At 70.7% G+C, this 21882-nt stretch carries 24 protein-coding genes and 3 tRNA genes; 26 read left to right on the forward strand and 1 reads right to left on the reverse strand.

Annotated features, from left to right (window positions below; genetic code table 11):
- Positions 1 to 36: 36 nt before the first annotated feature.
- The 26 genes from VFX14_04165 to VFX14_04290 all read left to right on the forward strand — a co-directional run bounded on the left by VFX14_04165 (position 37) and on the right by VFX14_04290 (position 20665).
- Positions 37 to 1761 carry a 30S ribosomal protein S1 gene (locus VFX14_04165; protein HEU5188866.1) on the forward strand — a complete coding sequence of 575 codons (1725 nt, stop codon included), beginning with the start codon at positions 37 to 39 and terminating at the stop codon, positions 1759 to 1761.
- A gap of 6 nt (positions 1762 to 1767) precedes the next feature.
- The gene (gene sppA / locus VFX14_04170) at positions 1768 to 2658 is read left to right on the forward strand and encodes a signal peptide peptidase SppA (GenBank protein HEU5188867.1); all 891 of its coding nucleotides are present in this window, start codon (positions 1768 to 1770) and stop codon (positions 2656 to 2658) included.
- 153 nt (positions 2659 to 2811) lie between these two features.
- Entirely contained in the window at positions 2812 to 3087 is a 276-nt protein-coding gene (locus tag VFX14_04175; GenBank protein HEU5188868.1) for an integration host factor subunit beta, read from the forward strand.
- Positions 3088 to 3123: 36 nt separating this feature from the next.
- Positions 3124 to 3582, forward strand: coding sequence for an HIT domain-containing protein (locus tag VFX14_04180; GenBank protein ID HEU5188869.1), 459 nt, complete (start codon positions 3124 to 3126; stop codon positions 3580 to 3582).
- Complete coding sequence (gene mutS, locus VFX14_04185; GenBank protein HEU5188870.1) at positions 3579 to 6182, forward strand: DNA mismatch repair protein MutS; 2604 nt, start codon at positions 3579 to 3581, stop codon at positions 6180 to 6182. The genes VFX14_04180 and mutS overlap by 4 nt, the downstream gene beginning before the upstream one ends.
- An 18-nt stretch (positions 6183 to 6200) precedes the next feature.
- Complete coding sequence (gene mutL, locus VFX14_04190; GenBank protein HEU5188871.1) at positions 6201 to 7937, forward strand: DNA mismatch repair endonuclease MutL; 1737 nt, start codon at positions 6201 to 6203, stop codon at positions 7935 to 7937.
- Positions 7938 to 7976: 39 nt separating this feature from the next.
- Positions 7977 to 8927 carry a tRNA (adenosine(37)-N6)-dimethylallyltransferase MiaA gene (gene miaA, locus VFX14_04195; protein ID HEU5188872.1) on the forward strand — a complete coding sequence of 317 codons (951 nt, stop codon included), beginning with the start codon at positions 7977 to 7979 and terminating at the stop codon, positions 8925 to 8927.
- Positions 8924 to 10177, forward strand: coding sequence for a GTPase HflX (gene hflX, locus VFX14_04200; protein HEU5188873.1), 1254 nt, complete (start codon positions 8924 to 8926; stop codon positions 10175 to 10177). The genes miaA and hflX overlap by 4 nt, the downstream gene beginning before the upstream one ends.
- 80 nt (positions 10178 to 10257) lie before the next feature.
- Positions 10258 to 10806 (forward strand): CDP-diacylglycerol--glycerol-3-phosphate 3-phosphatidyltransferase, encoded by a 549-nt coding sequence (pgsA, locus tag VFX14_04205; protein ID HEU5188874.1) that lies wholly within the window; start codon positions 10258 to 10260, stop codon positions 10804 to 10806.
- A 3-nt stretch (positions 10807 to 10809) separates the two neighbouring features.
- The gene (locus VFX14_04210; GenBank protein HEU5188875.1) at positions 10810 to 12132 is read left to right on the forward strand and encodes a DUF512 domain-containing protein; all 1323 of its coding nucleotides are present in this window, start codon (positions 10810 to 10812) and stop codon (positions 12130 to 12132) included.
- Positions 12133 to 12155: 23 nt separating this feature from the next.
- On the forward strand, positions 12156 to 13505 hold the full coding sequence (gene der, locus VFX14_04215; GenBank protein HEU5188876.1) for a ribosome biogenesis GTPase Der: 1350 nt from the start codon (positions 12156 to 12158) through the stop codon (positions 13503 to 13505).
- Between the two features lie 84 nt (positions 13506 to 13589).
- Entirely contained in the window at positions 13590 to 14525 is a 936-nt protein-coding gene (locus tag VFX14_04220) for an SPOR domain-containing protein (GenBank protein ID HEU5188877.1), read from the forward strand.
- Positions 14522 to 14851 carry a divalent-cation tolerance protein CutA gene (gene cutA, locus VFX14_04225; GenBank protein HEU5188878.1) on the forward strand — a complete coding sequence of 110 codons (330 nt, stop codon included), beginning with the start codon at positions 14522 to 14524 and terminating at the stop codon, positions 14849 to 14851. Before VFX14_04220 ends, cutA begins: the two co-directional genes overlap by 4 nt.
- A complete protein-coding gene (locus VFX14_04230) occupies positions 14848 to 15129 on the forward strand; it encodes an integration host factor subunit alpha (GenBank protein ID HEU5188879.1) in 282 nt (93 codons plus the stop codon). The genes cutA and VFX14_04230 overlap by 4 nt, the downstream gene beginning before the upstream one ends.
- Positions 15130 to 15143: 14 nt before the next feature.
- Positions 15144 to 15506 (forward strand): MerR family transcriptional regulator, encoded by a 363-nt coding sequence (locus tag VFX14_04235; protein HEU5188880.1) that lies wholly within the window; start codon positions 15144 to 15146, stop codon positions 15504 to 15506.
- A gap of 49 nt (positions 15507 to 15555) precedes the next feature.
- A tRNA-Pro gene (locus VFX14_04240) sits at positions 15556 to 15632 on the forward strand.
- 15 nt (positions 15633 to 15647) lie between these two features.
- Positions 15648 to 16418, forward strand: coding sequence for a 5'/3'-nucleotidase SurE (surE, locus tag VFX14_04245; GenBank protein ID HEU5188881.1), 771 nt, complete (start codon positions 15648 to 15650; stop codon positions 16416 to 16418).
- Between the two features lie 53 nt (positions 16419 to 16471).
- Positions 16472 to 17086, forward strand: a complete 615-nt coding sequence (locus VFX14_04250) for a protein-L-isoaspartate(D-aspartate) O-methyltransferase (GenBank protein HEU5188882.1) — start codon at positions 16472 to 16474, stop codon at positions 17084 to 17086.
- Between the two features lie 19 nt (positions 17087 to 17105).
- Positions 17106 to 17182 (forward strand) — tRNA-Pro (locus VFX14_04255).
- A 67-nt stretch (positions 17183 to 17249) separates the two neighbouring features.
- On the forward strand, positions 17250 to 17552 hold the full coding sequence (locus tag VFX14_04260) for an acylphosphatase (protein HEU5188883.1): 303 nt from the start codon (positions 17250 to 17252) through the stop codon (positions 17550 to 17552).
- Positions 17549 to 18448: a LysM peptidoglycan-binding domain-containing M23 family metallopeptidase gene (locus tag VFX14_04265; GenBank protein ID HEU5188884.1), complete on the forward strand. Its 900-nt coding sequence runs from the start codon at positions 17549 to 17551 to the stop codon at positions 18446 to 18448. The genes VFX14_04260 and VFX14_04265 overlap by 4 nt, the downstream gene beginning before the upstream one ends.
- Positions 18435 to 19394 carry a sigma-70 family RNA polymerase sigma factor gene (locus tag VFX14_04270; protein ID HEU5188885.1) on the forward strand — a complete coding sequence of 320 codons (960 nt, stop codon included), beginning with the start codon at positions 18435 to 18437 and terminating at the stop codon, positions 19392 to 19394. Before VFX14_04265 ends, VFX14_04270 begins: the two co-directional genes overlap by 14 nt.
- Before the next feature lie 9 nt (positions 19395 to 19403).
- Entirely contained in the window at positions 19404 to 19769 is a 366-nt protein-coding gene (locus VFX14_04275) for a hypothetical protein (GenBank protein ID HEU5188886.1), read from the forward strand.
- A 35-nt stretch (positions 19770 to 19804) separates the two neighbouring features.
- Positions 19805 to 20296: a hypothetical protein gene (locus VFX14_04280; protein HEU5188887.1), complete on the forward strand. Its 492-nt coding sequence runs from the start codon at positions 19805 to 19807 to the stop codon at positions 20294 to 20296.
- Positions 20293 to 20526 (forward strand): hypothetical protein, encoded by a 234-nt coding sequence (locus tag VFX14_04285; GenBank protein HEU5188888.1) that lies wholly within the window; start codon positions 20293 to 20295, stop codon positions 20524 to 20526. The genes VFX14_04280 and VFX14_04285 overlap by 4 nt, the downstream gene beginning before the upstream one ends.
- Before the next feature lie 62 nt (positions 20527 to 20588).
- Positions 20589 to 20665: transfer RNA gene (locus VFX14_04290), tRNA-Arg, on the forward strand.
- 431 nt (positions 20666 to 21096) lie between these two features.
- On the opposite strand, the gene VFX14_04295 is transcribed toward VFX14_04290, so the two are convergent.
- Positions 21097 to 21333: a hypothetical protein gene (locus VFX14_04295; GenBank protein HEU5188889.1), complete on the reverse strand. Its 237-nt coding sequence runs from the start codon at positions 21331 to 21333 to the stop codon at positions 21097 to 21099.
- Positions 21334 to 21882: the final 549 nt, after the last annotated feature.

A 21882-nucleotide genomic window follows, 5' to 3' on the forward strand; every position in this document is an offset into this window, starting at 1 on the left:
TATATATAGAGGGAACAAAGGAGGCAGTCAGGACTTATGGCGACGGATGAACGGAAGGTGCCGGGCCTCGCGAGCGCGCAGCGCGAGGTGGAGGGAGACCCCGAAGAGACGATGGAGTACTGGCTGTCCCGCAGCGTGGGGGACATCGAAGAAGGGGAGGTGATCCGCGGCCGCGTCGTAGAGGTGCGCACCGGCGACGTGATCGTGGACATCGGCTACAAGAGCGAGGGCGCCATCCCCATCGAGGAGTTCCGCTATAGCGGCGCGCCCAAGGTGGGGGACGAGATCGAGGTCTTCCTCGAGGCCAAGGAAGACTCCGAGGGCCTCATCGTCCTGTCCAAGGACAAGGCCGACAAGATCAAGGTGTGGGATCAGATCTCCAAGGCCTTCGACGCCGGCTCGCCGGTCGAGGGCCGCGTGGTCGAGGTGGTCAAGGGTGGTCTCGCCGTGGACGTGGGCGTGCGCGCGTTCCTCCCCGGCTCTCAGGTCGACCTCCGCCCGGTGAAGAACCTTGCCACGATGCTCGGCCAGACCATCCGCGCCAAGGTCATCAAGCTCAACCGCCGCCGGGGCAACGTGGTGCTGTCGCGCCGCGCGGTGCTGGAGACGGAGCGGGAGGAGAAGAAGAAGCACACCCTCGCCGTGCTCACCGAGGGCATGGCGCTGACCGGCACTGTGAAGAACATCACGGACTACGGCGCCTTCATCGACCTCGGCGGCATCGACGGGCTCCTGCACGTGACCGACATGTCCTGGGGCCGCATCGGCCACCCCTCGGAGATCTTCCAGGTGGGCGATCAGGTCGAGGTGGTGGTGCTCCACTTCGACCGCGAGACGGGCCGCGTGTCGCTAGGCTACAAGCAGAAGTCCTCGGACCCGTGGGCGGTGGTCGACCAGCGCTATCCCTCCGGCGCGCGGGTGCAGGGGAAAGTGGTGAGCCTCACCAACTACGGCGCCTTCGTCGAGCTCGAGCCCGGCGTGGAGGGCCTCGTGCACGTGTCCGAGATGTCCTGGACGCGGCGGGTCCGCCACCCCTCGAAGATCGTCAACGTGGGCGACACCGTCGAGGTGCAGGTGCTCGACGTCAACAAGGCGACCAAGCGGATCTCGCTCGGCATGAAGCAGGTCGAGGCCGATCCGTGGGACTCCATCGACGACCGCTACAAGCCCGGCATGCGCGTGCAGGGGAAGGTGCGGAACCTCACCGACTTCGGCGCGTTCGTGGAGCTCGAGCCGGGAGTGGACGGACTCCTGCACATCTCCGACATGTCCTGGACCCGCAACATCGGGCATCCGTCGGAGCTGCTCAAGAAGGGCCAGCCCATCGAGACCCAGATCCTCAACGTGGATCGGGACAACAAGCGCATCTCCCTCGGCCTCAAGCAGATCCAGCCCGACCCGTGGGAGACGGTGTCGCAGCGCTACCCGATGGGCTCGCGCGTCACCGGCAAGGTGGTGCGCCTCACCGACTTCGGCGCGTTCGTGGAGCTCGAGCCCGGCGTGGATGGGCTCCTGCACATCTCGCAGATGTCGAACCGACCCATCGCCTCGCCGGCCGATCTCGTCAACGTGGGGGACGAGCTGACGCTGCTCGTGATCCGGGTGGACCCCAACGAGCGCCGCATCGGCCTGAGCCTCAAGGAGCTCGCCGCCGCCGTGATGATGGACGAGCCGCCGCAGTCGGAGGGTGGTGGCGCCGGGCGTGGACGCGGCAAGGGGAAGCGGCGCCGGCAGGACGACGACTTCGACGACGAGGACTAGCCGGCGGTGGCCTCTCGGGCGCGCAGCCTGCTCCTGGGTGCGGGCCTCGCCGCGCTGCTCCTCGTGGTCTTCGTTGTCACGGTCTGGATCCTCATGGCCGTGCTCGAGGACGGCGCGCTGCCCGGCGGGCCCCGCGTCGCGGTCGTCGAGATCGAGGGCATCATCCTCGACGGCGACCACGTCGTGCGCGAGCTCCTGGATTACGCCGAGAACCCTGCGGTGAAGGCCGTGGTCGTCCGGGTCAACAGCCCGGGCGGGGTGGTGGCGCCCACCCAGGAAATCTACAACGCCGTCCAGCGGGTGCGGAAGGCGGGCAAGCCCGTGGTGGCCTCCTTCGGCGCGGTGGCCGCCTCGGGGGGCTACTACGTCGGCGCCGCCACCAATCGCATCTTCGCCAACCCGGGCACGCTCACCGGCTCCATCGGCGTCGTCATGCAGATGGCGAACGTCGAGGGGCTTCTCAAGAAGGTGGGGGTCGAGTACGTGGTCGTGAAGGCCGGTGCGTACAAGGACGTGGGCAACTTCGCCCGCACGATGACCCCCGAGGAGCGACGCATTTTGCAGGCTCTCCTGGACGACGTGCACGGGCAGTTCATCGCGGCAGTCGCGCAGGGCCGGGGGCTCGAGGAGAGCGCGGTGCGCGCCGTCGCCGACGGGCGCATCTACTCGGGCGCGCAGGCCAAGAGCTTGAAGCTGGTCGACGAGCTGGGCGGCTTCGAGGAGGCGGTGGAGGCGGCCGGCAAGCTGGGCGGGATCCCCGGCAAGCCCAAGCTCATTCTCCCGCGGAAGCGCTTCTCGTTCACCGACCTGCTCAAGAGCGAGCTCGGGGTCGGGGTGCCCTCGACCCTCCTGCCGAGCCTGCCCACGCTCCGGACCCCTCTCTATCTGATGTACTAGGGGGGAGGGGAGCCCAGGGTGGCCCCTAACCCCCCGCCCTTCTTGACAATCTTTTCGATGGCATGCTAGCGTGACGCAAGATCGCACTGCCCCCACGGGTGCTCCGATGGGGCGCGGGTCAAGCCGGGCCGGGCACGGGGAGGGAGTCAGGTCATGACCAAAGCGGATCTCATCGACGAAGTGTCGAGGGTGTCGAGCCTGACGAAGAAGGAGACGGAGCTCATCGTGAACACCGTCTTCGACAACATCACTGACGCCCTCGCCAAGGGGGACAAGGTGGAGTTGCGGGGGTTCGGCAGCTTCCGGATCCGCCACCGGAATTCCCGCAAGGGACGCAATCCCAAGACGGGAGACTCGGTGAGCGTGCCCGAGAAGCGGGTGCCCTTCTTCAAGGTCGGCAAGCGGCTGCGCGAGCTCGTCAACACCTAGCCCAGCCGAGTGGACCGCCTGTGGGCCCCGTGGCGGATGAGTTACGTGACTTCCGCCGGAGCGCCCGACGCCACCTGTGTCTTTTGCGCCGCTCTCTCCGCCGGTGACGACCGGCGGGCCCTGATCCTCCGGCGTGCCCCCCGCGCCTTCCTGGTCCTGAACGCGTTTCCCTACGCCACCGGCCACCTGCTCGCCATGCCCCTTCGCCATGTCGCACGCGTCGAGGACGTGACGACGGACGAGATGGCCGAGACCATGACCCTGGTGCAGGACGGCGTGCGCGCCCTCGCCGAGGGGTACAAGCCCGACGGCTTCAACATCGGCATGAACCTCGGCCGCGTGGCGGGGGCGGGCGTGCCGGGACACCTGCACATGCATGTGGTGCCGCGGTGGAACGGCGACACCAACTTCATGCCGGTAGTCGCCGAGACCAAGGTGCTGCCGGAATCCCTCGAGACGACCTACGACCGCCTGACGGCTCTGCTGCGCGCGTGACGGATCCCCGCGGCGCCGAGCTCACCCCGATGATGCAGCAGTACCGCGAGCTCAAGCGGCGGTACCCGGACTATCTGCTGCTCTTCCGCCTGGGCGATTTCTACGAGCTCTTCTTCGAGGACGCGCAGCGCGGCGCTACCTTGCTTCAAATCACCCTCACCGCGCGTGGGGACGCGCCGATGGCGGGCATCCCGCACCACGCCGCCGACACCTACATCGGCCGGCTCATCCGCCAGGGCCAGAAGGTCGCGGTGTGCGAGCAGATGGAGGCTCCCGGGAAGGGGAAGAAGCTCGTCCGGCGCGAGGTAGTGCGCGTGATCACACCGGGCACCCTCACCGACACTCAATACCTCGACGGCGCCGCGAACAACTACCTCCTCGCGGCCCACCGGGCGGGGTCCGCGCTGGGGCTGGCCCTGGTGGATGTCTCCACCGGTGAGTTCTGGGTGGGGGAGGACACGGTTGGGGCGGAGAGCCTGCTGGAGGCGGCGCTGCTGCGCCGGCCCGCCGAGCTGCTCATGGCCTCCGAGGGGGACGCCGCGCTACGCCAGCGGCTGGGCGGGCTCGGCGTGCCGCTCACAGTGGGCGACCATGGTTGGTTCAAGAGGGAGAATGCGCGCGAGCGGCTCCACGCGCACTTCCGCGTGGCTGACCTGGAGCGCTTCGGGCTCGGCGGCATGACCGCCGGCGTGCAGGCAGCCGGCGCGGCACTGACCTACCTGAGCGAGACACAGGGGGACCGGCTCGGCCACGTGAGCGGCCTCCTGCGCTTCACCGCGGGCGACGCCCTCGTGCTGGACCGCACCGCGCTCACCACCCTCGAGCTCTTCGAGACCGCGCAGGAGCGGGACGTGCGGGGATCGCTCATCGGCCTCCTCGACGTCACCCGCACGCCCATGGGCGCGCGCTGTCTTCGGCAGTGGCTGCTCCGCCCGCTGTGCGAGACGGCGCCCATCGCGCGACGGCAGGATGCGGTGGCCGCGCTCGTGGACGCGCCGGCGGAGCGCGCGGCGTTGCGGACACGGCTCGCGCGCATCGGCGACATCGAACGGCTGGCGAGCCGCGCCGCCCTCGGCGTGGCCCATGCGCGCGACCTGGTGGCGCTCCGCGGCTATCTGCGCGAGCTGCCGGGCGCGCGCGAGGTTGTGGCCGGGCTGGGCACGCCGCTTCTCGCCGGCCTGGCCGAGGACGTGACCGCGGTGCCCGAGCTGGCGCGGCTCCTCGAGGACGCGCTCGAGGACGAGCCGCCGCGCGAGCTCCGGGATGGAGGGCTCATCCGCGAGGCGTGGAGCTCGGAGCTCGCCGACCTCCGACGGGCGGCGCGGGAGGCCAAGGACTGGATCGCCTCGCTCGAGGGGCGCGAACGGGCCCGCACCGGCATTCCCTCGCTGCGGGTCCGCTTCAACCGCGTCTTCGGCTACTCGATCGAGGTCTCGAATACCCACGCGAGCAAGGTTCCCCCCGAGTACGTCCGCCGGCAGACCCTGGTGGGCGCCGAGCGCTACGTCACCACCGAGCTCAAGGAGTACGAGAGCCGCGCCCTTGGGGCGGAGGAGCGCATGGCCGCGCTCGAGTTCGATCTCTTCGTCGAGATTCGCGCGCGCGTGGCCGCGGAGGCGGCCGGGCTCCTGCGCTCGGCCCGCGCGCTCGCCGCCCTCGACGCCCTCGCCGCCCTGGCGGAGGGGGCGCATCTGCGGGGCTGGGCGCGGCCGGTGGTCGACGACGGGCGCGTTCTCGAGATCCACGAGGGTCGCCACCCGGTGCTGGACGCTGCCGCGGGCTCCGCCTTCACGCCCAACGACGTGAGCCTCGACCCCGAGTCCACCCAGGTCGTCATCCTCACCGGGCCCAACATGAGCGGCAAGAGCGTGTTCATGCGCCAGATCGCGCTGCTCGTGATCCTGGCGCAGATGGGGAGCTTCATCCCGGCGCGCGCGGCCCGCATCGGCCTCGTGGACCGCGTGCTCACGCGCGTGGGCGCGCAGGACAACGTGGCGCGCGGCCAGAGCACCTTCCTCGTCGAGATGGTGGAGACCGCGAGCATCCTCGCCAACGTGACGCCCCGCAGCCTGGTGCTGCTGGACGAGGTGGGACGCGGCACCTCCACGCTCGATGGGCTCGCCATCGCGTGGGCGGTGACCGAGGCCCTCCACGACCACGGCGGGCGCCGCGGGCCCGGCGCCAAGGTGCTGTTCGCCACCCACTACCACGAGCTCACAGCGCTGGCCGAGCGGCTGCCGCGCGTGCGGAACTTCCACGTGGCGGTGCGCGAGTGGAACGACGAGATCGTGTTCCTGCACACGGTGCGGCCGGGCGGCACCGACCGCTCCTACGGCATCCAGGTGGCCCGTCTCGCCGGCCTGCCGGCGGCAGTGGTCGCGCGCGCCAAGGCCATCCTGGCCGACCTCGAGAGCGAGCGCGCGGCCCTGGCGGCGGCGGGCGCCGTCGCCGCGCCTGCCGAGCCGGTGCAGCTCGGCCTGTTCCCGGGAGGCAGTGACCCGATCCTGAAGGACCTGGCCGCCCTGGACGTCGGCTCGACCACGCCGCTGCAGGCGCTCAACCTCCTTGCGGAGTGGCAGCGCCTCCTCCGGGAGCGGTAGGCTGAGGCGGGATCGCCCGTGAGCCGGATCAAGCCGCTGCCCGAGCACCTCGTCAACAAGATCGCCGCCGGCGAGGTGGTGGAGCGCCCGGCTTCGGTGGTGAAGGAGCTGGTAGAGAACGCCATCGACGCCGAGGCCGCGCACATCACCGTGGATCTTCGCGACGCGGGCCGTCAGCTCATCCGCGTGCGCGACGACGGGATCGGGATGACCGCGGAGGAGCTCGGCTGGGCCCTCACGCGCCACGCCACCTCCAAGATCGCGACTGACGCCGATCTCGACGCCATCCACACGCTCGGCTTCCGGGGCGAGGCGCTGCCCGCCATCACCGCGGTGAGCCGCTTCTCGCTGCTGTCGTGCGCGAAGGGCGCGGTGGAGGGCGCGCTGGTGCGGGGAGCCGCCGGCGAGGCCGAGCCCACGCTGACGGTAGCGGCTCCTCCGGGCACCACCGTGGAGGTGCAGGACCTCTTCTTCAACACCCCGGCGCGGCTCAAGTTCCTCAAGGCCGCCCGCACCGAGCTCTCGATGCTGCTGCGCCTACTCCAGGGCGTGGCGCTCGCGCACCCGGAGCTCCACCTCGCGGTGACGCACGACGGCCGGGCCGCCCTCACCGCGCCGCGCGCGCGGAGCCTGCGCGAGCGGGTCGGCGCCCTCTACGGCTGGGAGGTGTCGGCCAAGATGCTCGACGTGCGCCGCGCCGAGCACGGCCTGGCCCTGGTTGGGCTGATCGCGCCACCGCAGCATGCGCGGGCGAGCCGCGAGGAGATCACCTGGGTGGTGAACGGCCGGCCGGTGCGCGACACCGCGCTCACCCAGACGCTCCTCGACGCCTACCGACCGCTGCTCGCCCGCGATCAGCGTCCCGTGGCAGTGATCTGGATCGATTGCCCGCCGCAGGACGTGGACGTGAACGTGCATCCCGCCAAGGCCTGGGTGCGCTTCCGGGCGCCGCGCGTAGTGCAGGAGACGCTCTACCTCGCCGTACAGGAGGCGCTCCGCGCCGCCGAGGTGGTGCAGCGCCAGGGTGGCATCGCGCCCGGCGGCGCGATGCCGGTGCCGGCCCCGGGCGCCGCGGATGGCGCGCCGCTCGCGCCCACGCTCGAGGCCGTCCCGGGCGCCCTCGCGGACGGAAGCCAGCCCGGCCTCTTTCACGAGACGGTCGCGGGATGGCCGGGCGAGCGCTTCGGCGCGGTCGTGGGCCAGCTCCAGGAGACATTCGTGGTCGCCGCGACCGACGAGGAGGTGTTCTTCGTCGATCAGCACGTGGCCCACGAGCGCGTGGTCTACGAGCGTCTCGAGGCGGAGCTCCAGGCCGGCCCGCTGGCCTCGCAGGAGCTGCTATTCCCGGAGACGCTCGACCTGCCGCCAGCGCTGCGCGCGCGGCTCGACGAGTGGGTGCCCACGCTGGAGCGCCTCGGCTTCGCGCTGGAGGGCTTCGGCGGCGGCACGCGGCTCGTGCGCGCGGTGCCTGCGCTCCTCGCGCGACGCGAGCCGCGGCGCCTGATCACGCGCATGCTGGAGGAGCTGGCGAGCCCGGGGAAGGAGGGAGAGGCCCCGCTGCTCGAGCGGGCGCTCGCCTTCGTGGCGTGCCGCGCCGCCATCAAGGCGCCCGCCCCACTGGAGCGCGAGGAGATGCGGCGCCTTCTCGCCGATCTCTCGGCCACGCGCACGCCGTTCTTCTGCCCGCACGGCCGTCCCATCGTCTCGCGCCTCTCGCTGCGAGAAATCCGGAAGGAGCTCCGACGCACGTGGTAGTGCGAGCCGCAGCCGAAGGCGAGGCGAGTCATACGAAGAATGAAACAGCCGAACGCTGAGGCCTCCCTCCTCGTCATCGTCGGCCCCACCGCGGTGGGCAAGACCGACGTCGCCGTCCGCCTGGCCGCACGGCTGCCCCTGGAGGCGGTGAGCGCGGACTCGCGGCAGGTGTATCGCGGCATGGACATCGGCACCGGCAAGCCCACCGAGGCCGAGCGCGCCGAGTTACGTCATCATCTCCTGGACGTCGTGGACCCGTCCGAGCGCTATCACGCCGCGCGCTTCCGGCGCGAAGCCCTGGAGGCCATCGACGCCATCCGCGCGCGCGGCCGGCTACCGCTCGTGGTGGGCGGCACCGGCCTCTACGTGCGCGCGCTGCTCAAGGGCCTTCACCCCGCGCCTCCCGCCGATCCGGCGCTACGCCGGGAGCTCGAGGCCTCGCTGGCCGCCCATGGTCCGGAAGCGCTGCATCGACGCCTGGCCGCTCGCGACCCGGGCGCGGCCGCACGCCTGCATCCGCGCGATCACGTACGCATCGTGCGCGCCCTCGAGGTGGACGTGCTGGGCGGGCCGGGGGCCGAGCGCGCGGACTGGGCGCGGGCGGTGCCGCCATTCCGCCTACTGATGGTGGGGCTCCGCCAGCCGCGCGAGGCGCTCAATCGTCGCATCGCCGATCGCGTGCGCGCCATGGTGGCCCATGGCATGATGGAAGAAGTGCGCGAGCTCCTCGCCGCCGGCTGCGACGACACGCTGCCCGCCATGGGCGGCATCGGGTACCGCCAGTTCGTCGCCGTGCTCCGCGGCACGATGACCGAGGCCGACGCGGTCCGGCTCATGATCCGCGACACCACCCGCTACGCCAAGCGCCAGATGACCTGGTTCGCCCGCGATCGCGAGATCCGCTGGCTCGACGTGGACGCGGTGGGCGGCCCGCCTGGGGCGGCCGCCACCATCGAGGCCTGGGCGCGCGAGGAGGGGCTCACCCGGTGAGCGTGCGCGAGAAGGCCGTCCTGACCGCGCTACGGCTTCCCAAGCAGCCGCGCTTCGAGGTGGACGAGTCGCTCGACGAGCTGGGTCGCCTGGCCGAGTCGGCGGGCGCCGAGGTGGTGGGCCGCATGACGCAGGATCGCCGCGCCCCCACCCCCGGCCTCTACTTCGGCAAGGGCAAGGTCGAGGAGCTGCGCGAGTGGTCCCGCGAGCAGGGTGCGAACCTCATGATCTCGGACGACGCGCTCTCGCCCATCCAGGAGCGCAACCTCGGTGGCAGCCTCGGCCTCAAGGTGATCGATCGCACCGCGCTGATCCTCGACATCTTCGCGCAGCGCGCGCGCACGATGGAGGGCAAGCTCCAGGTCGAGCTGGCGCAGCTCTCCTACCTGCTCCCGCGGCTGGTCGGACAGTGGCGGCATCTCGAGCGGCTGGGCGGTGGCATCGGCACGCGGGGACCGGGCGAGACCCAGCTGGAGTCCGACCGGCGCATGATCCGCCACCGCATCCAGAAGCTCCGCGACGAGCTCAAGCGGGTGCGCGTGCATCGCCGCCTCGTCCGCGACCGGCGGCAGGCCACCGGCTATCCGGTGGTGGCGCTCGTCGGCTACACCAATGCCGGCAAGACCACGCTTCTCAATCAGCTCACCGGCGCCGGCCGCGTTGCCGCGGATCGTCTCTTCGACACGCTGGATCCGTCCGCCCGCCTGGTGTCGGCGCCCGGCCATGCCCCGTTCATCCTCACCGACACGGTGGGCTTCATCCGCAAGCTGCCGCATCAGCTCGTGGCCGCGTTCAAGGCCACGCTGGAGGAGCTGGCCGAGGCCGATCTCCTCATCCACGTGGTGGACGCGAGCCACCCCGGGCTGGACGATCAGATGGCCGCGGTAGAGGGCCTGCTCGCCGAGCTCGAGCTCTCCGAGCGTCCGTCCATCGTGGCGCTCAACAAGGTCGACCGGCTCGACCACGACAGCGCGCTCGACGCCCTTACCGCGCGGTTCAACGGCGTCGCGCTCTCCGCGCGCACGGGGCAGGGGGCGGAGACGCTGCTCGAGCGCATCGGCCAGCACTTCCGCCCGCGGACCGAGCGGCTTCGGCTCCTCATTCCGTATCGCGACGGTCCGGCCCTCGCCCTCTGCTACGAGCGTGGCCGCGTTCTTTCGCGCGCCGACCTGCCCGAGGGGATTCGCGTCGAGGTCGAGGTGCCACGCCGCCTCGCCGGCCAGCTCAAGACCTATCGCCGGGACGATTAGGCGCCTTGGCCGGGCCGGCGTCTCCGCGGCCTCCGGCGGGGTCGGTGCTACAATCCATGGGCTGCCGTCGCGGCTCACCCATGGGACTGGCTAACTGGCTGACCATCCTCCGGATCCTCCTGATCCCGGTCTTCGTCACCCTCCTCGTCTATCGACGGGCGGGTGAGGCGCTCCTGGTCTTCTGCCTGGCCAGCCTCACCGACATGCTGGACGGCTACATCGCGCGGAGTCAGGGGAGCCAGTCGCGCCTGGGCGCCTTTCTCGATCCGGTGGCGGACAAGCTCCTGCTGACGTCGGCGTTCGTCACCCTGACGTATCTCAAGGTCATCCCGTTCTGGCTCACCGCGGTGGTCGTGAGCCGCGACTTGATCCTCTCGGTTGGCGTGCTCGTCATCCACGTGTCCGGCGGCACCGTGCATCCCGCGCCGACGTGGGTCGGCAAGACCTCGACGGTGTGCCAGATGGCCGCGGTGCTGGCCGCGATGCTCGCCTTCTTCTTCCGCGTGCCGACCATTCCCATGCTCTTCGCCTGGCTCGCCGCGTTGTTCACCGTGACCTCGGGCCTGCAGTACCTCGTGCAGGGTCTCAAGCAGCTGAACCCGCCGGCCGGGGTGGCGGGGCGGAGCTAGGCGATGGCGCGTCGCAAGAGCGAGAAAGACGGCGTGGTGGTGGGCGCGGTGGCGGCGCGCGGGCCTGCGCAGCGGGGTGGGCTACGCCCCGGCGACCGCATCGTCGCCATCAACGGGCAGCCCGTGCGCGACGTCATCGACTTCCACTTCAATGCCGGCGAAGCGCGGCTAACCTGCGCGGTGGAGCGCGAGGGCGCGCGCGCGTCGGTGGTCGTCGAGCGGCGCGGCGCCGATCTCGGCCTCGAGCTGCTCGCCCCGACCCCCTCGGAGATCTCCACCTGCGCGAACAAGTGCGTGTTCTGCTTCATCCACCAGCTTCCGCGGGGCATGCGCAAGAGCCTCTACGTCAAGGACGACGACTACCGGCTGTCGTTCCTGCACGGCAACTACATCACCCTCACCGACCTCGAGGAGCCCGAGCTCGAGCGGATCGAGACGCAGCGGCTCTCGCCCCTCTATGTGTCGGTGCACGCCACCGACCCCGATCTCCGTCACCGGTTGCTGGGCGAGCCGCGCGTCAAGCGCGACCTCATGCCGACCATGGCCCGCCTCGGCCGCGCCGGCATCCGCATGCACGCTCAGATCGTGCTCTGCCCGGGCTGGAACGACGGGCCGCAGCTCGAGCGATCCGTCCGTGAGCTCTCCGCGCTACACCCGGCGGTCGCGACGACCGCCGTGGTGCCGGTCGGCCTGACGGCGCATCGCGAGCGCCTGCCCGAGCTCCGCACGCTCACCGTGGACGAGGCGCGCGCCCTCGTGGGGACCATCGCGCAATGGCAGGCCGAGCTCCGCCCGCGTCTCGGCACCCGCTTCGTCTGGGGTGGCGACGAGCTCTATCTCCAGGCCGGGCTCCCCATCCCGTCGCGAGCCGCCTACGAAGGCTTCCCGGTGGTGGAGGACGGCATCGGGCTCGTGCGCCGCTTCGAGGATGAGTGGGCTCGCGTCCGGCGCCGCGCGCCCGCGCGGCTCGTGCGCCACCGCGCCGTGACCGTCGTCACGGGCGAGATGTACGCACCCCGCCTCGAGCGGCTCATCGCGGGGCTTGCCGTGCAGGGCCTCGACGCGCGCGTCAAAGCCATCAGGAATGAATGGTTCGGCGGGAGCGTCCAGGTGGCGGGCCTCCTCACCGGCGCCGACATCCAGCACCAGCTCGCGGGAACCGCGCTCGGCGAGGTCGTGTTCGTCCCGTCGGTCGCCCTGCGCGACAGCGTGGGCGTGTTCCTCGACGACCTCACGCCCGGCGATCTCGCGGCCGCCCTCGGCGTGCCCGTACGCCCCATCGAGCCCGGGGCGCGGGCGCTCCTCGAGGCGCTCGTCGCCGCCTGAGCGGCGCCGCGGAGCCTCCGTCGATGATCCGTCCCATCATCGCCGTCGTGGGTCGGCCCAACGTGGGCAAGTCCACCCTCTTCAACCGGTTGGTCGGGCGCCGGTCGTCGATCGTGCGCGACGTGCCGGGCGTCACGCGTGACCGGCTCTACGGCACGATGGCGTTCGAGCGCTGGCAGGCGACGGTGGTGGACACGGGCGGCTTCGAGCCCGGCTCCACCGACGATCTCGTCGCGGCCATGCGCGCCCAGATCATGCAGGCGATCGAGGAAGCAGACCTCGTCGTGTTCACGGTGGACGCGCGCGAGGGCCTCACGCCGGTGGACGAGGACATCGCACGCATTCTCCGACGCAGCGGGCGGCCCATCGTGGTGGCGGCGAACAAGGTCGACGGCGACGCCCAGGACGCCATGCTCGGGGAGGTGCACCGGCTCGGCTTCCCGGACGTGCTGCCAGTCTCGGCCGAGCACGGGCGCGGCGTGGCCGAGCTGCTCGAGGCGATCCGCGCCGCCGCGCCGCCGCCGGTGGCGGAGGCGCGGTCGGAGGGGCCGCGCGTGGCCATCGTCGGCCGGCCCAACGTGGGCAAGTCCTCGCTGGTCAACGCGGTGCTCGGGCAGCCCCGCGTGCTCGTGCACTCGGCGCCCGGCACCACCCGCGACAGCGTGGACACGCCGCTCACGTTCCGTGGCCGTCCCTATGTCCTCGTCGACACGGCGGGCATCCGTCGCAAGGGCAAGGTGTCCGAGGCGCTCGAGAAGCTCTCGGTGGTGATGGCTCTCAAGAGCCTCGAGCGCTGTCAGGTGGCCATTCTCCTGCTCGACGCCTCCGAGGGCGTGACCGCGCAGGACGCGCACATCGCGGGCTACGCGCACGACGCGGGACGCGCCGTCGTCGTGGCGGTGAACAAGTGGGACCTCGTCCCGCCGAACATGGTCACGCGCGCCGACGTCACGGGACAGATTCACGACCGGCTGCCGTTCCTGGACTATGCGCCGATCTGCTTCACCTCCGCCGTCAAGGCCAGCGGGCTCGGCGATCTCTTCGATACCGTGGACCGCGTCGCGGCGGAGGCGCAGCGCCGCGTGCAGCCGGGCGAGCTGCTCACGCTGTTTCGCGCCGCGCTCGAGCGGCGGCCCATGTCGTGGGGCGGCGCGCCCCTGCGCATCCAGTCCGCGCAGCAGGTCTCAGTATCGCCGCCCACGTTCGCGCTGCGCGTGAACCTGCCCGACAAGATCCACTTCTCGTACGAGCGCTATCTCGTGAACTCACTCCGCCACGCGCACCCCTTCGCGGGCTCGCCGATCCGGCTCCTGTTCCGGCGGAGCGTGGGCCGGCGGGGCGCCGGCCCACGGGCGGGGCGAGTCCGCCGCTAAACCCTCGAATTTGCTTGGCCCTGGGACCGGCTGTGCTAAGATGGCGCAGCCGTTGACAAATTCTTTGCTGAGGGTATGCCCAGGGTGAGCCCGGACCGGGACGACGAGTACCTGGAGGACGACGCGGAAGACCGCAGGGGGAAACCGGTGGTGCTCGCGGCGGGCTGGCTGCGCGCACTCCTGGTGCTGAGCGCGCTGGCCGTCGTGCTCGTCATCACGGTGCCCTACATCCTCCAATGGCTCTCCGGCCCCACGCCGCCCAGCTCTCGGCCCGCACTGACCGAGCCCGCCCGGACCGAGCCCGCCAAGGTCGAGACCTCGGTGGCGCCACCGGCGCCCGCCCCCGCCCCGCCGGTTGCCGCCGTGACGCCGGAGGCGCCCGCGAAGACCGAAGTGCCCGCGGCGAAGCCGGAGCTGCCGAGCAAACCCGAGCCCGCGGTCAAGAGCGAGCCGGCGAGTAAAGCCGAGCCGGCACCCATGCCGAGCGCCAAGCCGCAACCGAAGGCCGCGGCGGGGACCGCCAAGTCGACGCTGACCCCGACAACGGCTGGCGGCGACTACTGGGTGCAGGTAGGGCTCTTCGCCAATGGCGACAACGCCGAGCGCCTGGCCAAGGAGCTGCGCGACGAGCGCTTCTCGGTGGAAGTCGCGCCGACGACGAAGGGCGCCGCGAGCGGGCCCGCGCCCGCGAAGCAGCATGAGGTGGTGGTGAGCGGCGCCACGGTGGAGACGGTGGCCGCCGCGCTCAAGGGGGGTGGCACCGCGGAGGCCGCTGGTGACGTCGTGGTGGTGCGGCCCGCCATGGATCTCAAGGACGCGGTGGCCCTGTCGCGTCGGCTCGCCGGCGAGGGGCTCGAGGTGCGCATCCGCCGGGTCGCCGGGGCGCCCACCGGTGACGGCACGACAGTCTACCTCGTGCGCGTGGGCGGCTACCCGACGCGCGAGGCGGCCGCTGCGGGCAGGCGCGAGCTGGCCGCCAAGGGCGTGGGCGGCTTCGTCACGCAGGGGCCGGCGAAGTGAGCGGCGCGCGCGTCGTACTCGTCACCGCGCCCTCGCCGGACGTCGGCACCGCCCTGGGTCGCGCCCTCGTGGACGAGCGCCTCGCCGCCTGCGTCAACGTCATCCCGGGCCTCACGTCCATCTATCGCTGGCAGGGGCAGCGGGAAGAGGCCTCGGAGTGCCTGCTCGTGATCAAGACCGACGAGACCCGCTATGCCGAGCTGGAGCGACGGGTGCTCGAGCTGCATCCCTACACGATTCCGGAGGTGCTCGCGCTGCCGGTCGAGCGGGGCGCGCCCGCCTATGTGGAATGGCTGAGAGAGTCGGTGGCGATCGAGAGGAGGTGACGACGCTGACCAAGAACGATCTGATCAATGCGGTGGCCGCGCACGGGCTGTCGAAACGTCAATCGGCCTCGGTGGTCGAGTCGCTGTTCGACATCATCTTCAACTGCTTCGAGCGCGGTGAGGACGTCAAGATCGTCGGCTTCGGGCATTTCCGGATCCGCCGGAAGGCCTCCCGCCGCGGACGCAACCCGCAGACGGGCGACAGCATCGAGATCACCGCGCGCAAGGTGCTCACGTTCAAGCCGAGCAAGGGGCTCAAGCTGCGGCTCAACCAGTAGCCCCCGGGGGACGCGTGACACAGACGATCCCAGACAAGCTCTACTATCGGATCGGCGAGGTGGAGTCGATCACGGAGGTCCCGGCCTATGTGTTGCGGTACTGGGAGTCGGAGTTCAAGCTGCTGCGTCCGAAGAAAAACCCGGCGGGGCAGCGGCTGTACCGCAGGCGCGATCTCGACCTGGTGCTTCGAATCAAGCACCTGCTCTACACCGAACGCCTGACCCTCGAGGGCGCCAAGAAGCGGCTCCTCGCGGAAGCGCGAGGCACGCATCAGATGGATCTCGGCCTCAAGGGCATGACCATGGAAGACACGCTCCGCCGCACCCGGGACCGCCTCCGCGCGCTCCGGGACCGGCTCGCACCCGAGCGAAAGTGACCGTCAGCCTTGAGTTCTTCGTCGTCTCTCCGTACAATGCGACGTGGGTCGGGGCGTGGCGCAGCCCGGTAGCGCACTTGACTGGGGGTCAAGGGGTCGCTGGTTCAAATCCAGTCGCCCCGACCATTTTCAGGGATATCCATGGCGGGCGTGATCCTCGTCACCAATGACGATGGAATACACGCTCCGGGGCTCGCCGCCCTCGCGGCGGCGCTGGAGCCCCTCGGCGAAGTGTACGTGGTCGCGCCCGATCGCGAGCAGAGCGCGGTGGGGCACGCGCTCACGCTCCATCGGCCGCTCCGGGTGGAGCAGCTCGGCGAGCGGCGCTACGCGGTGAATGGCACGCCCTCCGACTGCGTGAACCTCGGGGTGCTCGGACTCCTGCCCGAGCGGCCCGTGCTCGTGGCGTCGGGCGTCAATCACGGCTCGAACCTCGGCGACGACGTCACGTACTCGGGGACGGTGTCGGCGGCGATGGAGGGAAGGCTGCTCGGGGTGCCCGCGATGGCGGTGTCACAGGCGGAGCCGGAGAAGGGACGGTTCGACGCGGCGGGCGAGGTGGCCCGCGCGGTGGCGACGCGACTCCTCGTGGAGGGACTGCCGCGCCAGACGCTGCTCAACGTGAACGTCCCGCCGGGCAAGCCCGCGGGCATTCGCCTCACGCGGCTCGGTCATCGCGTCTATAGCGCGAAGGCCATCCGCGAGGTGGATCCGCGCGGCCGGCCGTACTACTGGATCGGCATGGGCGCGCCCGAGTGGGCGGAGGACGAGGGCACGGACATCGCGGCGGTGCAGGCGGGATGGGCGGCGGTGACGCCGCTGCATCTGGACCTCACGCATCACGGCGCCTTGCGGAGCATGGGAAGCTGGGAGTCGAGCCTGAACGCGCTGCTGCGGAGGAAGAAGAAGTGATCTGGCGCTCGGCGCCCGAGGCGCATGATCGGACCGCGGCCGCCCGCGAGCGCATGGTCGCGGAGCAGGTGGCCGGACGCGGCGTGGTGGATCCGCGCGTGTTGGACGCCATGCGGCAGATCCCGCGGCACCGCTTCGTCGAGGAGGCGCTGCGGGAGCGCGCGTACGGCGACTACCCGCTCCCGATCGGGGAAGGGCAGACGATCTCGCAGCCCTTCATGGTCGGCCGGATGACGGAGCTGCTGCGCCTCACCGGCCGCGAGAAGGTGCTCGAGATCGGGACGGGCTCCGGCTATCAGGCGGCGGTGCTCTCGCGGTGTGCGGCGCGCGTGTGCACGGTGGAGCGACTCCCGCGCATCGCCGCGCGGGCGCGCCAGCTCCTCGAGGAGCTGGGCTACGCCAATGTGTGGGTGCGGACGGCCAACGGCACGTTCGGCTGGCCCGACGAGGCGCCGTTCGATAGGATACTGGTGGCGGCGGGGGGGCCCTCCGTGCCGCCGCCGCTGTTCGAGCAGCTGATCGAGGGCGGGCTGATGATCATGCCGGTGGGCGGAGCCGACGGCCAGAAGCTCCAGCTCATCGAGAAGGTACGCGGCGAGATGCGCATCACCGAGGACTCGGGATGCGTCTTCGTGCCGCTGATCGGAAAGCACGCGTGGCAAGGATGAGCGGGCCACGCGAGGACAACGGGGCGTAGCGCAGCTTGGTAGCGCGCCTGCTTCGGGAGCAGGAGGTCGCTGGTTCAAATCCAGTCGCCCCGACCATTTTCACCTTCGGGGAGGTGTCCCGGCTTCCCCGCCACACGGCCGCCGCCGCGGCCGGGCCGCCGGCGTGAGCAGCCACCTCCGGACCGCCGCCGAGATCCTGGTGGACGGTCGCGTCCAGGGCGTCGGCTACCGTAACTACGTCGAGCGCAAGGCCTCCCAGCTCGGCCTCGCCGGCTATGTCATGAATCTCAAGGACGGCCGCGTGCGTGTCCGGGTCGAAGGCAACCGTGGGCTCATCGAGGAGCTGGCGCACGAGCTCGAGAAGGGGCCGCCGCTCTCGCGCGTGGAGCACGTCGCCGTCACCTGGCGGCCCGTCACCGGGCGCTTCCAGAGCTTCGGCATCCGCTACGCGGAGTTCGACCCGTGACCCCGTGCCGTCGGGGCGCCCGCCGCGCGATCGGTCTGGGGCTATTGATTCCCGGCTTGCTCCTCGTCCCGCATGGGGCGCAGGCCGCCGACGCCCCCGCGAAGCCGGCCACCAAGCAGCCCGATCCCAAGACCGCCAAGATCGGCGCGCCCGCGTCGGCGGCGACCGATCCGTGTGTCTACATCGTCCGCAGCGGCGACTCGGTGAGCAAGATCGCCGCGCGTCAGCGGGTGCCGCGCCAGCGCATCATCGACGCCAATCAGCTCACGAAGCCCGAGGCCTTGCGCGTGGGCCGGCGCCTGATCATCCCCGGCTGCGACCCGACCCGGGCCCGCGCCGAGGCGGTGGCCACTAAGCCCCTGCTGCAGGCGGACGGCTCGGTGGTGGCGCTCGTGGGCCCGCGCCGCATTCCTACCCGGCTCTATCTCAATGTCCCCGAGCTCGGCGATCAAGGGGTGGAGTTCACCTGGCCGCTCCTGGGGCCCGTGATCTCGGCCATGGGCGCGCGGAAGCGGGTGTGGCACGCCGGTATCGACATCCAGGCCGATCTCGGGACCCCCGTCTATGCGGCGGCGCCCGGCGACGTATACTTCAGTGGGTCCGCCCCGGGGTATGGGCGGGTAGTCAAGATCGAGCATTCGAACGGATTCATGAGCATTTATGCTCACAACCTCGAGAATCTTGTGAATGCAGGGGACCGCGTGGAGGCCGGGGCCGTGATCGCCACCGTGGGCAAGAACAAGGGCGCCGTCACCACCCACCTCCATTTCGAGATCCGGCGCGACGGAATGGCCTATAACCCGCTCGTCCTGCTCCCGCGGCGCGGCGTCGCCGTGGCGCACTCCGACGAGGAGATGACGCAGGCGGCGCCTTCCGAGGACGATGAAGACGAGTGAGGCCGAGGAACCCGAGGAGCGCCTGGCCGACGTCGAGTCCTCGCTGGAAGGCCTGCTCGCGGCGAGCGACGAAGCGCTCGCCGGACCCAAGGCGCCTCCCGAGACGGCAGAAAAGCAGCGCGCGCTGCTCGGCCTCTACCTCGATGAGATCCGGCGCATCAAGCTATTGGACGCCGCCGAGGAGCATGCCCTCGCCGTCCGTGTGCGGGCGGGGGACGCGGACGCTGAGCGCCGGCTCACCGAGGCCAATCTCCGCCTCGTGATCAGCCTGGCGCGGCGCTACGTCAACCGTGGGTTGTCTCTCCTCGATCTCATCGAGGAGGGCAACGTGGGACTGCTGCAGGCTGTCCGCAAGTTCGACCCGAACCGCGGGACGCGCTTCTCGACCTACGCCACGTGGTGGATTCGCCAGGCCATCGTGCGCGCGCTGGCCAATCAGGCCCGGCTCGTGCGCCTGCCCGTGCACGTGGAGATGCTGCTGGGCCAGTACGTGAGGGCCCAGCGCGACCTCACCCAGGAACTCAAGCGGCCGCCTAGCACGGCGGAAGTGGCGGCGCGGCTCGGCCGCCCCATCGAGCAGGTGGAAGACCTCGAGCATCTCCGTCAGCAGCGCACGCTCTCGCTGGACGCGCCCCTCGGCCCTGATGGGGGCGGCACCTTGCAGGACGTCATCCCGGATCCGGAGGGGCCGCCAGGGCAGGGGCTCGCCGCCGCCCTGCGCGGCCGCGGAGATCTGGCCGGGGTCCTCCACGACCTCTCGGACCAGGAGCGCAGCGTCATCACCCACCGCTTCGGGCTGGGCGGCGAGGAGCCGAAGACACTGGAAGCCATCGGCAAGCAGATGGGCGTGACCCGTGAGCGCGTGCGGCAGATCGAAGCCGCGGCGCTCAAGCGCCTCGGCGCGCTACTCGCCGCCCGCGGCGTCGATCCCTCGGACCTTTTCTAAGGGGAGACCATGGTCAAGAAGAAGGTCGTGCCGTCGAAGCCGCTACCTCCGAAGCCGATGGCGTCGTCGAAGCCGCGGCCGGCCGGCCCCACGCGGATCGCGAAGAAGGGCGGGCCGGCGCCCAACGTCCTCTTCATCGTCGCCATGGATCAGCTCCGCGTCTACCATCACCTCGAGCAGGAGATCGCCAAGCTCAAGAACGTGGAGCTGATCACGGACCGCCGCAAGAAGCCCCGCCGCCAGAAGGACGTGGCGGTGGCCGCCGAGCGGCGAAAGGAAGACCGGCGGAAGCGGCCCGACGTGGATCGCCAGCTCAAGCAGCTCGGCTGGTCCCTGGTGCGCACCGTGAAGATCCCGCCGCCACCCGCGCGCTGACCGCTCCCGCCACATCCGACTGGGGAGGCTATGCCATGAGTGATTCCAGCCTGAGCGCCCTGGCCCAGCGGGTGGACCGCCTCGAGCGCGACGTGCGCTGGTGGAAGCGCATCGCCGGCCTGGGCGGCGTGCTCGCGATCGCCGCGGCCCTCCTCGGCCAGGCCCCCGCGGGCGGCCCGGTGAAGTCGGTGGAGGCCGAGCGCTTCAACGTGCGCGACGCCGCAGGCAACGTACGCGCGCTCCTCGGCACGACATCCGACGGAGCCACCAGTCTCCTCCTTTACAACGCGACCGGCGTGAACCAGGCGGGGCTGGGCGTCATGGCCGACGGCTCGACCAGTGTGTTCCTGGCCAATCCCGCGGGCCGGACCGTGACCGAGCTCACGATCTACCGCGACGGCACGCCCACGCTCGTGTTTCGCGATCGCAACGGTAAGACGCGCACGCTCATGGGCACCGCCTCCGACGGCTACCCCTTCGCCTACTTCCTCGACGCCGCCGGCAACAACACGTGGAAGGCGCCGTGACGACGCGTGGCGGCCGGCTGGGCAAGGCCCGGAAGGCGCCCCCCATGCAGCGGCTGGGCGGCGCGCCCCGCTCGCAGTTCGACACGCTGGCCCAGCACCTCTCGCGCAAGCTCCAGCAGCCCACCACCCGCGCCCGCGTCAAGCGGGTGATCGAGAAGATCGACGCCGAGACGCGCGCCGAGCGCGGAGGCGGGAAGCGGGCGCGCCGCGTAAAGCGAAGGGCGCGCTGAGGCTATAATCCCGAGGGATGACCGCGGAGCGCCCGACGCGCCCGCGAGCGGAGCCTGGGCACGCCCCCGTAGCTCAGTTGGATAGAGCAACAGTTTCCTAAACTGTGGGCCGCCTGTTCGATTCAGGCCGGGGGCACCATTAAATCAGCCAGTTAGACGGTGGCACCTCTTGACCAGAGGGCCCCAGCAATCACCCGGCAATCACTCCACCGAGCGGCGGGAAACGTTGGAGGGGCCCGCGCTGGGCTGCCCATGCTCGACGGCGTACATCATCCCCTCGGCGAAGATGAGGTCCTCGGGGCGCGCGAGGAGATCAGCCTGCGCGATTCGCGGACAAGCGCTACTGGCTGGCGGTGGCGCTCTTAGCCGGCCACAGCCGCTCGCACGCCTCGATCTGTGCCGCCCAGACCGCATGCAGCTCGCGGTGAACGACCGCGATCTCAGGATGGCGGTCACGATAGTGCGCCGGGTCGTCACCGCCGCACGGTAGACTTGGCGGGATCCTCTTGAGGTCCAGACGCTCGTACCAGCCTCCGCAGCCGACGTCCGGCCAGGGGGTCATCTGCCGCCTCAGCCGAAGAGCTTCGTGAGGTAGGCGTCGAGGCTGGCCGCATCTTCAACGTTACCGCGGGCGCGTGCGTGCGTCAGCCAGCTCGTCCCGTCGAAGCGATGATGGGACCACCAGCCGTCGAAAACCTGGATGCGGTCGTCGGGATGCAACGGGTGCGCGTAGAACCGGATGTGTGAGTCAACCAGCACCCGCTTCCACTCATGCGCTTCGAGCACTCGGATGTACGCCCTCAGCATTGCTCTGGCTCTCCTCCCTCGACTAGGAAGTGCAATCGCAGCGCCACTCCCAAATCGCTAAAGAGTCGCGGGCATGCCAGACTTCTCCTGGGCACGAGGGCATCACGTCTGCGGCGTGGGCTTACGTGTTCCCTAGCCTCGACAGGGGTGGGCGCAAGATCTTCGTAACGTGTGTAGAACCGGGAGGCCGTGACTCCACCGATCTGGCTCGATCAACACGGCCAACGTCAGCCGACCCGCCGCTGTTGGAGGTGGGGGAGTGAGGTGCTCGTCAGCCGCTACCGAACCGAAACACTGCGCCAGCTCGGCTGGCAGCTATGCAAGAGGCAGGTAGTCGTCGAGTGATGCGGCCACGCGCAGGAGTACGGCGGTGCCGGCCATTGATGCGGCGGTGAAGCGGGCCCGCGAGACGTAGCGGCGTCACGCCCCCTCGCCCGGCAGCTGTCATCGCGCATGCGCCTCGAGGAAGGCCGCCAACATCACGCGGACGATATTCGGGAGTAGCTCGCCGCGCTGCACCTCGGTCAGCCCCGCCACGCTGTAAACGAT

Source organism: Candidatus Methylomirabilota bacterium, assembly GCA_035764725.1.
GTDB lineage: Bacteria > Methylomirabilota > Methylomirabilia > Rokubacteriales > CSP1-6 > DASRWT01.